Origin of the sequence: Streptomyces swartbergensis (genome assembly GCF_002148965.1) — a bacterium.
Taxonomy (GTDB): Bacteria; Actinomycetota; Actinomycetes; order Streptomycetales; family Streptomycetaceae; genus Streptomyces; species Streptomyces swartbergensis.
Genome location: NZ_NGFN01000236.1, coordinates 1 through 13619, shown reverse-complemented (window position 1 = coordinate 13619; position 13619 = coordinate 1). Strand labels below are relative to the sequence as shown.

6 protein-coding genes and 1 pseudogene are annotated in these 13619 nt (G+C 71.3%); 1 reads left to right on the top strand and 6 read right to left on the bottom strand.

Features of this window, described 5'->3' with window-relative positions; translation table 11 throughout:
* The first annotated feature begins 241 nt into the window (after nt 1–241).
* Nucleotides 242–3703 carry an NACHT domain-containing protein gene (locus CA983_RS29830; RefSeq protein ID WP_244207158.1) on the top strand — a complete coding sequence of 1154 codons (3462 nt, stop codon included), beginning with the start codon at nt 242–244 and terminating at the stop codon, nt 3701–3703.
* A 40-nt stretch (nt 3704–3743) separates the two neighbouring features.
* Here the strand turns inward: CA983_RS29830 and CA983_RS29825 are convergent.
* From CA983_RS29825 to CA983_RS29805, 6 genes and pseudogenes are all read right to left on the bottom strand, one after another.
* Nucleotides 3744–6541 (bottom strand): annotated as a pseudogene (locus CA983_RS29825) (ATP-binding protein).
* Between the two features lie 207 nt (nt 6542–6748).
* Entirely contained in the window at nt 6749–7756 is a 1008-nt protein-coding gene (locus CA983_RS29820; RefSeq protein WP_086603923.1) for a (-)-alpha-amorphene synthase, read from the bottom strand.
* Nucleotides 7740–9224, bottom strand: a complete 1485-nt coding sequence (locus CA983_RS29815; RefSeq protein ID WP_086603922.1) for a cytochrome P450 — start codon at nt 9222–9224, stop codon at nt 7740–7742. Before CA983_RS29815 ends, CA983_RS29820 begins: the two co-directional genes overlap by 17 nt.
* 270 nt (nt 9225–9494) lie before the next feature.
* Nucleotides 9495–12416 carry a glycosyl hydrolase 115 family protein gene (locus CA983_RS29810; RefSeq protein ID WP_086603921.1) on the bottom strand — a complete coding sequence of 974 codons (2922 nt, stop codon included), beginning with the start codon at nt 12414–12416 and terminating at the stop codon, nt 9495–9497.
* A 203-nt stretch (nt 12417–12619) separates the two neighbouring features.
* Nucleotides 12620–12895, bottom strand: coding sequence for an AbgT family transporter (locus tag CA983_RS48290; RefSeq protein ID WP_244207157.1), 276 nt, complete (start codon nt 12893–12895; stop codon nt 12620–12622).
* Nucleotides 12832–13619, bottom strand: a 788-nt coding sequence (locus CA983_RS29805) for an AbgT family transporter (RefSeq protein WP_244207156.1), incomplete at its 5' end; no start/stop codon positions are given. The genes CA983_RS29805 and CA983_RS48290, both read right to left, overlap by 64 nt.

The window sequence follows — 13619 nt, the reverse complement described above, 5'->3', positions numbered from 1 at the left end:
CTGCACGGGGTTCCCTTTCACGTGGGGGGTGGGCGGGAGCGCTCCCATGAGCAGCTTTTCGAGGGAAGCAGTGAAACGGTTCAGCGTCAAGTGATGCGGCACAGGCGGCAGTTGAGCGTGTGGGTCCCGCGCCGTCCGGTGGGGCGTGCGTACGGCCGGGTGGCGGGTCCCCGAAGGCTTCCGTCGGGTGAATCTGCCGCCCGGGGCGCCCGGGAGCCCGCCGGCGCGGAACCCTCACAGGGTGAACGGTGGTACGCGTGCTTCCCAGGGTCCTGCTGCCCCGCGCCGCGAAGGAGGAGGACTGCCCCGACGGCTCGGGCGGACACTCCGCGACGGGCTCGGCCTGCGCCGCGCGCTGCACCGGCGCCGGCTGATGCGGCAGGGCTACGACCGGACCAGGACCTGGCGGGTCCGCAAGAGCGGCGGGTACGTGACGCTGCTGGTGCTGACGTTCCTCGGGGCGATGCTCCTGCTGTTCCTGGCCGTCACGGCGGTCATCACCCTGCCGCAGGAACGGAGTTTCGAGTCGCCCGTCAGATGGGTGGACAAACAGTGCACAACGGATAATTTCAGCTGCACCATCCTCCAGTCCCTCTTCATGCCCTTCCTCACCCTCGCCCTGGCCACCGTCACCTACCTGTTCTTCCGGTTCAGCCATGTCCGCCGGGCCTACCTGCGGAAGGCCCGCCTGGAGCCCCACGAACTCGTGGAGACCGCGGGCGGCATCTTCGGCCGGGTCGTGGGCCGTGACCAGCTCTGCTCCGTCCTCATGGAGGATCTGCGGGACCGCCGCTTCCGCCGTACGCACGTCGTCGTCGGCGGTATCGGCACCGGCAAGACGGCGCTGGTCGTGCTGCTGACGCAGCGGCTCGCGGAGCGCGGGGCGGTGCCCGTGCCGCTGCGGCTGCGTGCCGCAGACGACAACCTGGACTTCCGTGACCTGGCCTGGAAACGTTTCAGCCGGGAGGTGCAGGGCCACATCCGCTCCGACGCCGAGGCCGAGAAGGTGTGGCGACGGCTGTGTCAGCAGGGGCGCATCGTGGTGCTCGCGGACGGGCTGGAGGAGGCGCTGACCGGGGAGCGGCTGACGGAGGAGCGCGACACCATCATCAGGCTGGCCATCCGCCGCGCCAACGAGACGGGCCTGCCGCTGATCATCACCTCGCGGCCGCACGACTCGCTGCGCGGCATGGAGGCGTCCCTCACCGAGCTGGAGCCGCTGAGCGAGGAGGCCGCACTCACCTACATCTCGTCCGGGGGCGCCGGGGAGGACCGGCAGCGGCTGGACTGGATCGTCGAGCGGGCCGGCATCGCGGAGGCCCCCACCTACCTGGAGATCGCCGCCGAACTGCACGAGCAGGGACTGCTGGAGCGCGCCCTCGCCGGCCCCGCTGATGAGGAGGCCGTCGAGACGCGGGGCGGCGACCGGGCGTCCCTGAGGTTCCACCTGTTCGAGACCTGGCTCAGCGCCCTCATCAGCGGCCGCTTCGGGCCGCATCTGCCGCTCTCCCCGGAGGAACGCCGCGCGATCGTCCACTACCTGTCCGCGCTGGCGTGCGTGGGACTCGCCCTCGACACTTCCGAGGTGCGGTTCGCCGACGTCGTCGACGAACAGGACCCGGCCCGCTCCCGCTTCCCCGAGATCGTCCGGGAGCTGGCCCGCAGGGTCGGCGACAGCGGCATCGACCTGAGGCTCGCCGCCCACTGGGGCGCCCGGATGGAACTGGTCGAGCTCGGCGGCGACCGCGTCCGCTTCCAGCACAGCGTGATCCAGGCCCAGTTGGGGGCCCGCTTCCTGAACGCGGTGATCCACCCGGACGTCCCGGCACAGCCGACGCGGGGCTCGTACTTCCCGGCGGCCCTGCAACGGCCGGGCCGGGAACTGCTGATCGCCATGGTGCTGCACTCCCGGCTGCCCGACGGCGCGTGCGTGCACGAGGAGCCGGGCGTGGCGGGCTCCGACGGGACACCGTGGTGCCCGGTGAGTGCCGCCCGGGACCTGCTGATGGAGGCCGCCTGCCAGGCACAGACGGTCAGGAACACCGGAGCGGGCAACGACGACAAGCACCAGGTACGGCCGCTCTTCGGCCGCACCCTGCACAGCAAGGCCCTGGAGCTGTACGCGGCCGCCCTGGAGATCGACAGCGTCGACGCCCAGCCGGAGCAGCACCTCATCGCCATGCGGCTGTGCACGTCCTGGCCGGATCTGCGGGCCCGCGACCCGCACACCCTGCGCACCGCGAAGGCCCTGCTCGTGGCCCGGTTCGGCGAGGCCATGCGCGGCGTCGCCCAGCGGCAGACCCTTCGCCCCGCCTATCTGGAGATGTTCGAGATCGCCCGCCTCGAACCCTCCTACGCGGTCCGGCTGGCCATCGCGCAGGAGATCGGCGCCGGCGGCGACCTCGCCTTCGCCGCGCTCCAGCCGAGGCTGCGCGGGCCCCAGGTGGTGGAGGGCATGCGGGTCGAACGGGAGCCCGACTGGCGGGAGAAGCTGTGGGGCGGCCAGCAGCCGGAGCTGGTGGGGGAGCGCGAGACCAGGCTGCGCCGGCGGGGCGAGGGCCAGGTCGCGCGCATGAAGAGGGAGCTGAAGGAGCGTGAGGACGAGCGGCGCCAGGAGCGCAGACGGGAACGCGAGGACCGCGAGGCCGAGGAACGGCAGTGGCGGGACAACACCCTGTGCGCGTGGCTGGTCCCGCTGCTCGTCGGTTCGGTCACCACCCACCGGCACCAGGACACCCCGTACGCGTTCCTGGAGAGCTGGGTGCGGCGCGTCGGCATCCCGGCGGACGGTCCCGACGGGCCCGCCGGACTCGACCTCAACGTGGAGGTGGCGCTGGCCCAGGGCTTCAAGTACGCGGCGAACCGCCGGCACCGCCATCCGCACGCCCGGCCCGAGGCCCGCGAGTACCTGAGCGAGCAGGCGTGGGACATGCTCAAGCGCACCCGGTTCTGGTTCACCCGCCTCACGCTGCTGCACGCGCTGACCCTGTGGGACCTGCCCGACGGCGCCGACGCCGGGCGCCCGTCACGCGGTCACGGGTCCGACCCCGCCCAGCAGGTCCGTCAGTGGCTGGCCCGGCCGGACGGCGAACCGGAGCACCCGTTCGTGACCGCGGCCGCCAAACTCTGCGTCTGGGCCCTGGAGACCCGGCAGCCCGAACGGTTCCTGTGGATCGACGAGTCGGGCGTCGCCGCGCACGTCGGCTCCCAGACGTCCCGGGGCGAGGCACGCAAGCACAACCTGTGGATCCCGCCGTCCACGGGCTGGAGCGCCCTGCACCCGACCGCGCAGCAACTCCTCGCCGACGTGCTGCTGCTGCTGAACCTCGCCGAGCGGGGAGACTGGCCCACCGACCGCATCCGGCGCCTCCAGCACACCGCCCGGCCCGATCTGCCGCCCTGCCTCACCCTGGACCGCACCCCGCTCGACCCGAGCCGCACCACCGTCCGCTCGGCCTCCGCCCAGGCGGGCTCCAACTGCCGCGACGACTGCGCCTTCGAACTGTGCCCCTACCCTCCCGAGGGCCTCGACGGCCACCGAGCGGAACTCGGCGAGGCCTTCTGCCGCGCCCAGTCCACCCTCCTGTCCCGCTCCCCGTTCCGGCCCAAAGCCTCCTGGCAGCGCCGCACCAGCGTCACGGAGCTGCGGAGGTTCTGGGAGTCGATGGGGCATCGGGCGCAGCACAATTCGAGGCAGCGGTGAGGAGACCGGCTTTCGGGGTGCGTGGCCGGGCTCCCGGCCGCTACCGCTCGTGTCCGGAGCGGTTCGACAGGGCGTCGGGGAGGCCGGATGCGTCCGTGCCGAGTTTTCGGTACACGGAGGACAGCAGTTGCCGTACGCCCTGCTCGGTGAGCCGCAGGTCCTTCGCGACCACCGATGCCGGGTCACCCAGGGCCGTCAGCTCGGCGGCCCTGCGCTCCTGGGTCGTCAGCATGTCCGTCTGCGGGTAGCGCAGGGGCAGCGGGCGCAGTCCCGCGGCGGAGAGCTCCCGCCTGGCCCGGGCGGCCAGACCTTCGGCACCGCAGTGCACCGCGCCCTCCAGGCCCTGGTAGAGCCGGTCGGCGGCGTCGTGCAGATGGCCGTTGCGGGCCAGCGCGGCGCCGTGGCCGACCAGTGCACGGGCCAGTTCGTACGCGGCGGGCGACTGCTCCAGGTGGTCGACGGCCTGCGCGTGCAGACCGAGTGCCGCCTCCCCGCCCGTCACCTCCGCCTGGACATGCAGCGCCTGGCCGATCGCGGACGCCGCACCGAAGTCCCGGGCCCGCTTGACGGCGTCCTGGGCGTGGCGGACCGCCTCGTCGGGGGCGGTGCGGGCGAGTGCCGAGGCCAGTCCCAGCTGCCAGGGACACCACGCGGGGTTGCGCCAGTCCCGCCCCTCCAGCCAGTCCCCGACCTTGGACAACAGCCGCGCCGCCTGAGTGAGTCGCCCTTCCGCCAGGAGCAGCTCGGCGTACACCGTGCGGGGATCGGGGAAGATGACGGCGTTGGGGACCACGTCGCCGTAGTGGTAGCTGTCGGCCAGCCGGCGCGCCTCACCGGTCCGCCCACGGGCCAGCAGGGTCTGGATGAGAATGCCGATGGCGAACCACTGGGCGGGCACCGCTCCTTCGACGCGCTCGGCGGTGTGCAGCCCGGCCCGGACGAGTTCTTCCGCCTCGCGCAGGCAGCCACGGCGGTAGCGGATGTAGCCCAGGAGCGTCTGGCCCTGCGCCAGATGGGAGCCACGCCACCCCATGTGCTCGCACTCGGCCATGCCTTCGGCGAAGAGTTCCTCGGCCCGCCGTGGCTGGTCGCAGTACATGAACAGCAGGGCGACCGCGGCGGGCACCTCGAAGCCGCGGTTCTCGTCGGTCCAGCTCATCCCTCCGCGGAGGGCCTCCTCGGCATACCCGAGGGCGGTCCGCCGCGGCTCGCCGCGCACGAGGGCGTCCCACGCCCGCAGCCCGAGGATGTAGCGCTCCTCCAGGCCCCGGCCGGGCAGCTTGTCCGCCAGCCGCGCCAGCCGGCGCGAGCGGGCGGACGAGTCGGGCTCGTCGGCGCGGAACGCGCTCCACACGAAGTGATCGGCCTGCATGCGCAGTTTGACGCGCGCGTTGGTGGCGCGCCGCGCCTCGTCGGCGGCCACGGTCGCGGCCTCGGTCAGCCGGTCGGTGTGGGCCAGCGCCTGGGTCAGCCGGTAGACGATGGAGGCACGCAGGTCGGGGTCGATTCCCGGCTCCTTCAGCGCCTCCCGGAGAAGGCTGACCGTGGCCGTGGGCTCGATCAGGAAGGTCGAGCAGGCCAGCTCGTGCAGAAGGGCGGCACGGTCTTCGGCAGGGGGTGGTTCCCGCAGCGCTCGGGTCAGCACGCGCCGGGCCGCCTCCGGGGCCCCGGCGCGACGGCATGGGCGGCCGCGTTGTGCATGCCGACCCGCAGGCCCGCAGGGATGTCGCGGTAGATCGTCGTGGCGATCTGCGGGTGGACGAACTCCAGGTTGCCCGCGGGCTCGTCGGTGTCCGCGAGAATGCGGCGGGCGCGCAGCTTCTCGGCCGCCTCGAGGGCCTCCTCGCTGCCGAGAACCGCGAGGTCGGCGGCGACCTCCGGTGAGAAGGACCCACCCAGGACGGCGCCGGCCCACGCGAAGCGGACGGTGCCCGGGCCGAGCCGTTTCAGGCGTTCGATCAGGCCGGGGCCCTTGACCGCGGCGGCGAGGTCCCGCATCACGGGCAATTCGTGCTGGGTGCCCCTCAGCTTCCGCTCACGGAGCCTGATGGCCAGTTCGACGGCCTCGAAGGGGCTTCCGCCGGTGACCGTCCAGCACTCGCCGCAGAACTCGTCCTCGGCTTCCTCGCCCACTTCGTCCCTGATGATCCGCGCGACGCCGGCCTCGCCCAGCGGAGACAGCACGTGCGGGCGCTGCTCGTGGCGTTCGACGAGCGTACGGAAAGAGGTCGCGTCGGACGGAAGTTCGTCGGGCCGGTAGCCGACGACGATCAGCAGCGGGATGTTCGCGACCCGGGGTGCGAAGGAGGCGAGCCAGTCGAGGGATTCGGCATCGGCCCAGTGCAGGTCGTCCAGGAGCAGAACGACAGGCGAGTTCAGCATCGTCAGCCGCGTCATGACCCAGTCGAGGCCGTCGCGTACTCCGGTCGGGTCCGGCACCCGAGCGGGGTCCGTCGCCTCGAGACCGAGCGCGGCGCCGACGATGTCGTACCAGCTGCCCAGGAAACCCCGGCGCTCCGTCTCGCTCATCCCGGCCAGGATGGGCTGCATGGCCTGGCGGACGACGCGGAACGCCATCCCCCGCTCGTTCTCGCCGCCCTTGCCGGAGAACACCGTGAACCCGAGGGCGGCGGCGCGGGCACGCACCGCCGCGATGAGTGTCGTCTTGCCCAGCCCGGCCTCGCCGGTGAAGGCGAGCAACCCGCCGCGCGGTACCTGGGGCACGCCGTCGACGGTGTCACGGAGCTCCGCCAACGCCTGGTCGATGGCCTGGAGTTCCTCGTCGCGTTCGAGTAGAGGCCGGTCTTCGGTGATCGGTTGCCGCAGCCCATGGGCCATGTGGTCTACCGCTTCCTGTCGTTGCTCCCCGCCGGACGCGGCGAGCGTACGCCCTCGTGCACGCCCCATGGCCGGGTCGGAACAGGAGGTCGACAGAGAGGGTGAATTTCCCGCAGGGGCGGTTCGGGTCTCGGCCTTTCGGGTAGTCTGCTGTGTTTCCGCCCTTCTCGGGACCCCTATGGGGGAAACGACCGGTCGGACAGCGCATCAGGGCACCACGGGTGCCACCATCGTGTCCGCGTACCGTGGCACGGTCCGGGACCAGAAGTAGCAACCGCGGATCCAGCCGGCCATGCCCTCCACGTAGCCGACGCCGGACGGGGTCAAGTCCGGCCTGAGCTCACCGTAGAGTTCCTCGAACTCGCGGATCGTGCTGTTGATGTGCCGTGTGGCGAGCGTGACGGCCACCGGCAGGGAGCACCGGTGGGTCCGCTGGTAGGCGAGGGCCAGGTTGATCACGCCGCCCGCCCGCTGTTCCTTCACCGCGGAGAAGAGGTCGGGTATCCACACCGCCGCGTCGGCCGACAGCCGGCTCAGGCGTCGCATGACGGGGTGATGGATCTCCTCCGGGGCCAGTTCACACGGCTGCGCGGCCTCGCACAGCGGGTAGAACGGCTCGACGCCCGCGATGAGGGAGCGTATGGATCGGCACAGCCCGCTTCCCACCGGGACGGGGTGGGTCTGGGCCACCGCTTCGTACAGCAGGCCGTGCACGTACTCACGGCTGTTCCAGGCCCATCGTGCGGCCTGAGCGGGTGTGCACCGCTCCCGTACCTGTCGATGGAGGTCGGTCAGGGCCGCCCCGAGCGGGGTGGTGGGCGGTTGGCCGTCCCGCAGGATCGCGATGCTCTCGCACAACATGGGCAGCAGCCGGCCCGGCGTGTGCCGGCCGACGTCCTCCGCGCGGTCGTCGAAGATGAACTGGTAGGCGATCTGGTTGGCCATGATCTGGAGGAGCCCGGCGTCCATGGTCGGACTGTTGTAGGCCGCGAGTTCGGCGGGGCGCGTATAGGAGATCATGGCCGCCACCGCCGGGTCGTCGGTCAGCCCCCAGGTGCTCAGCCATTCCTCGACGCCTGCCGCCGCTTCGGACGCGTGGGGATTGCGCTGGAACGGGAAGGGCATGTAGAGGTTCGCGTCGATCAGTTCCCTCAGATCGACGACCGGAATCTCCTCCTGCGGGGCGAGCGTGATTTCCTCATGCGTCGCGGACATCGTTGCCACCTGCCGTTCGGGAGTTGTGGACGACGGGTACGACAGTTGTCCCGGGTGCGCGTGAATCCGTCCGAGGCGGTGTGCCCACCGGCCTCCTCGTTCGCGGTTCGCTGACCATCACCAGCCCCCTCGGCCCCAACGACGCCGCTGGACGCAGCCGTTCGGTGTAGCCGGGCAGATGACGCAGCCGCCAGTGGCGGGCGATGAACGCGACGGCCACCATGGCCTCTGCCAGCGCGAGTGTCTCTCCGATGCATTTCCGGCTGCCCGCACCGAACGGAATCATCGCTCCGGGCGGGACCGCGACGGCCTGCCCGGGCAGCCAGCGGTCGGGGAGGAAGCGGTCGGGGTCCGGGAACAGGGCGGGGTCGTGGTGCAGGAGGTACGGGCTGAACATGACGGTGGCGCCCTGCGGGAGAGGGTGCCCGGCGAGCTCCGTCTCCCGCGTGGTGACGCGGGTGAAGAGCCAGCCGGGCGGGCGGTGGCGGAGGGTCTCGGTGAGGACGCACCGGGTGTGGACGAGGCGCGGCAGCTCGTCGGGGCCGGGCGGCTGCCCTGAAGCGAGCACGGCGTCGACTTCGGAGTGCAGGCGGCGTTCCTCCTCGGGATTCCGCCCCAGGAGCTCCAAGGCGGAGGAGAGGCACAGGGCGGTACTCTCGGCGCCGGCGAACATCAGCGTCAGCACCTGGCCGTGGACTTCCTGATCGGTGATCGCCGTCCCGCCGCCATCGGCCCGCGTAGCGGCCAGCAGGGTTGCGAGCAGGTCGCCGCGGTCGTCGTGGGCAGTGCCTCGCCGACGCTGGGCGATGGCCGCGTCGACGATCGCGCGCAGGCGGTCGGAAGCATGCCGGTAACGCCGGTTCGCCGGCGTGGGAACACGGAACAGGGCGTCGACCGGCATCACCGTCCGGACGAACATGCCGCGGACCACGGTGGCCAGGCACCTGCGCATCTCGGCGGCCGTCGTGGGGTCGAGCGAGTCGGAGAAGAGGACGCGGCTCACCACGCGTGTGGACAGGTCCAGCATGGTCGCGCTGATGTCGACCGCTCGCCCGGCCCGCCACGCGCGGCACACCGACTCCACTTCCTCGCCCATCAGGTGCACCTGGTCGGCGACGCGGGCCTTGCGGAACTCGGGCTGGAGCATCCTGCGCTGGCGCCGGTGATCCTGATGACGGCAGGTGCCGACGCCGTCCCCCAGCAGCATCCGTAACCTGTCGTAGAGCGGGCCGCCCTTGTCGAACGTGCGCGGGTCCCGGAGCACTTGGTGGACCAAGTCCGGGTGGCACGCCATCCAGGCACGCTGCGGACCCAGGCGTATCTCGACCAGATCCCCGTATCCGGGCAAAGAATTCAGAAAGGCCAGCGGTCGACGGACCAAGTCGATACCATGGCCGATGAATGGGAATATGCCTGGAGCAGTGCCCACTGTCCAATCTCGGGCCGGTCCGGGAAGGGAGCCGCTCATCGAATACCACCTGCCTCAGTTGGCACACGGGACTTTGGTGCGGTCGCACCGACATGATGCTCGCCTCATGTCCTGCCCAGTGGAATCTGCCGACGGCCCGACGAATCCTTTCTCCATAGGGGCGCACGGATGCACGGAGGGGCGTCGAGCGAATCACGGTTGCTGCATGCACCCAGCTTTTTATTGATTTCCTGTGCACGCAGGAACCTGTGCCCCCGTCAGTGCTCCTGAAAAGCACGGCAGTCGCGCCAGGCGACTGCCGTGACTGGCCTATTGGTCCGGTGCCTCCACGCCCGGTGCGACGGCAGGGTCGGGATTGAAGACGCGGTGATAGCTCTCCGGTGGCGCGAGATAGCTTGCGGGCAGGCCACCCGTGTCGATGACGATCTGGTCCACGGCGATCGCGGGGTCGGTCATGAACACCCGCAGCACATGCTCCCCGGGCTCCGCGACGGTCACCCGGGCCGTCAGCTTCTCGATGCCCTCCTCGACGTTGCGGGCCCAGGCGTCCCCCCGGTTGCCGGTGGCGATCGCCTGGCCGGACAGGAGCGCCGGCGGCTGGTCGTCGAGGGCGATCGCCAGTCGGCGCTTGCCCCGCTCGTCGAGGGAGGGCAGCCGGAAGACGGTCACCGGGAAGGTGCCGGTGCTGGTGAAGCGCACCCGGTAGCGCAGCTCCGGTGACCGGGTGGGGAGGTCCTCGGTGATCGGCGGTGCGGTCGTCGGGACCGCCTCGACGGCGGCCGTACGGCGTCCCAGGCCGCGTACGACCCGCCACCGGGCCCCGCCGCGTGCCACTTGGCGGTCGAAGTGCGCGGCGTCGATCGACACGTAGCCGTGGGCCTCGACGAAACCGCGGGTGCGATGCCGGGCCTGTTCGCCGTCGTTGACCACCCGCAGGGGTACCTCGGCGGTCGTGCCGGCGCCGGTGAAGGTCAGCGTGGGGTGGTGGGTGCCCTCCGGTGCCCGCGGCCAGTCGATCTCCACCCATACCCGTGTCTGGTCGGTGAGTTCGCCGCCCGCCGTGCTCAGCCGGATCCATGGATGACTCGGCTCGGCCTGCCACTGGAGGGGGAGGAAGCCCGTGTTGAAGACGTCCACGAAGCGGTGGTCGCGGGTGTAGGAGGAGAAGGAGAGCGGTCGGCTCGCTCCCGTTTCGTTGCCCTCCGCGGCCAGCCCCAGGCCCGAGATCTCCTGGCGGGGCACCCGCGTGACGGCCGGACGGCCCGGGGCCTTCGGGATCTGGGAGGGGTAGGGGTTGACGATGCCGTCCCACTTGCCGCCCGCGATCTCCGCGTTGTAGCGGCGGGTGATCGCCTGCTCCTCGGCGTGCGCGGCCTCGGCCAGATCCGCGAAGCGGTTGGTGCCCGCGCCGCGCCCCTGACGGACGGCGAGCGCGTTCCGGTCCGCCCAGTAGTACTTCAGGTTCATCAAGTAGGCGCCGTGCACCGGGTACTCGACCAGTTCATAGAAGGCGTCGCGGTAGGGCTCGGGCAGCTTCGCGCCCAGCTTCCGCACCCGGTCCAGCAACTGCTCGTAGGCGGACATCCGGCGTTCGGCTTCATCCCCGTGGTGCACCGTCGAGAAGATCGCCTTGTCGATGAACTCCGGGCGCCGCTCCGCCGCCAGGCGGTAGTACTCCGTACGGATGGCAGCGATCTCCGGGCCGTGGCGCCGGCCGAACTGGCGCCCCGCCCATTCCACCAAGAAGTCCCCGACGTTCTCCGGGCCCCAGCGGTCCACGTCCCACGCCATGTCCAGGCAGAAGGACAGGCCCGTCTCGATCGACTTGATGTCGCCGACGTTGAAGATCCACATCCGGTCGGCCTGGTGGTCGTGGACCCGGCGCAGCTCCTGCCACACCTTGCTCAACTGCGTGGTGTCCAGCCAGAGATAGCTCCTGGGGCGGCCCCAGTAGGAGAGGTGGTAGTAGATGCCGTTGCCGCCGGAGCGGCGTCGCTCCGCGTCGTTCGGGAGCTGGCGCATGTTGCCGTGGTTGTCGTCCGGCCAGATCAGCGTGACGTCGTCGGGGACCTGGACGCCCGCGTTGTACAGCTCCAGGACCTCCTTGTACGGGATGAAGATCTGCGGCGCGGCCGCCTCGCCCACCTCCTCGGCCAGGATGCGGCGCTGGTCGGTGATGATGTCGTTCATCACCGCGACCTTCTCCGGGATCGTGGTGGCGTACTTCGTCTCCAGCGCGGAGTCGTGCAGGCCGCGCATGCCGATCGTCCAGCTGCTCTCGTAGCCGGCGTTCTGCCGGGCCCGGGCCCGCCAGTAGTCGGAGATGACGGCCGGGTTCACCGTGTAGTCGTAGAGCGGCAGGGTGCCGTCGGGGTTCCGGTGCTCCTCGGCCCACGGCTCCCACTCGTGCACGCCGTTGCGCAGCATGGCCTCGGGGTGGCTGGAGCCGACTACGATGCCGTAGCGGTCGGCCAGTTCGGGGTTCTCGCGGTGCTTGTTGAAGAAGTCGGAGTACGGGTGCATCGCGGGCCAGAGGTAGTTGGCCTTGAGGCGGAGCAGCAGCTCGAAGACCCGCTCGTAGGTGCGGGGCCCGATGTTCTTGTCCGGCTCCTGGGTGCGGTGGGACCAGGTGGTCAGGTTCTGCTCGTCGTTGATGAAGATGCCGCGGTAGCGGACGGCGGGTTCGTGGCGTACGAAGGGGCCTGCCGGGACCGTCACCGTGTCGCGGCGGACCACCGGGACGTCGGCCCACCAGTACCAGGGCGAGACGCCGATGCGCTCCGAGGTGTCGTAGACGCCGTAGACCGTGCCGCGCCGGTCGCTGCCCGCGATGACCAGGGCGCGGTCCACGCCGGGCAGCGGACGGTCCACGACCTGGGTGACGGACGCCTCCCAGCGGCCCTCGACCCGGGAGACGTCCAGGCGTCTGCGCCGGACGAGCCGGTCGATCACCGGGCTGGCGCCGATCGTCCCGACCATGACCAGGAGTTCGGCCCGCCGGGGCACGGTGTGCAGCAGCCGTGGTCCGACGCCGCCGACCCGCTCCACGTCCGCCACGAGGTCACCGGCCGCGCGGATCACGGCGGGATCGTCGGCCGCGTCCACGAACACGTCCGCGGGGGTGCCGTTCCGGAGCAGCGCGAAATCCGGCCGGGTCGAGGGGGCGGCTTCGGCGGTGCCGGCGGGAAGTACGGCGGCGGGGAGCAGGGGGGCGGCGCCGACGGCTGCCATTCCCCGTAAGAACGACTTGCGGGTCCATGACGGGTGCGATGGGTGCGACGGTCTGTGGGGCTCGCTGTGCGGCACGGGGCACTGCCTTTCCGCGTCAGGCCCGCGTCGGTTCCTCGTCCGGGCCGTCGGCGGGGCTGCGCGCACGTGGGATTGGCATGGCAGGGATTGGCGTGTGCAGGCTAGAAAGCGCTTGCCATCGCACCCTAGGGGAGCCCGCGTGCGGGCGTCCAGAGGCCGGGGAACGTCACCGCCAGCACGACCGCGACGCCGGTGAGCACCGGCGACTCCACGATGCTGCCGCCCTCGCCGCGCAGGGGTGATCCGGCCGGGGCCGTCGCGGCCACGAGCAGCGCGGTGTACGCCGGCAGCGCGAGACCCGCGTTGCGCAGGCCTCTGCGCTCCTCCGGGCGCAGCGTCAGTCCCCCGGCTTCCGTACCGGCGGCCTCGGGGGCGTCCTCCGGCTCCGGTTCCTCGGGCATCGCGCCACCCGATGGGCGATGACCTTTTCCGTGACGACGGTGACGACGGTGACGACGATCGCCAGGACGACCGACGAGGCCACGGAGAAGAAGTAGTCGGAGAGCGGGTTGACCACGTAGGAAGGGTCCACCGTGTGGGCGGCGGCCGTCGTGAGCCCGGCCAGGATCGCGTCCGTCGGTGTGACCAGCGGGCTCGCGTCGTACCCGGCGGACACCGACACGAACGCCACCACGGCACCGAGCATCGGACTGCGCCCCACCGCCCGGAACGCCATCGCGCCCAGCGGCACCAGCACCACGCAGGCCGCGTCGGACGCGACGTGCGCGACCATGGCGGTGAAGGCGAGCGTGAACGTCAGCCACCGGGCCGGGACCCTGGCCACGGCCGCCCGCAGCATCGCGGGCAGCAGCCCCGACCGGTCGCGACGGCCCACGCCGAGCATGACCACGAGGATCGTGCCGAGTGGCGGGAACGTGGCGTAGTTGGTCACCGCGTCGGAGATCATCATCCGCAGCCCCTCGCCCGAGACGAGGCTGCGCACCCCCACCGTCTTGCCGGTGGCGGGGTTGAGCGCGGAGGCACCGGTGGCCGACAGGAACCAGCTGACCAGCGCCAGGACGACGCTGAGCACACCGAACAGCCAGAAGGGGTGGGGGAGTTTGTTGCCGAGGCGCTCGATGCGCCCGAGGACGGCGAGCAGTCGGGAGAGCTGCTTCGAGGTGG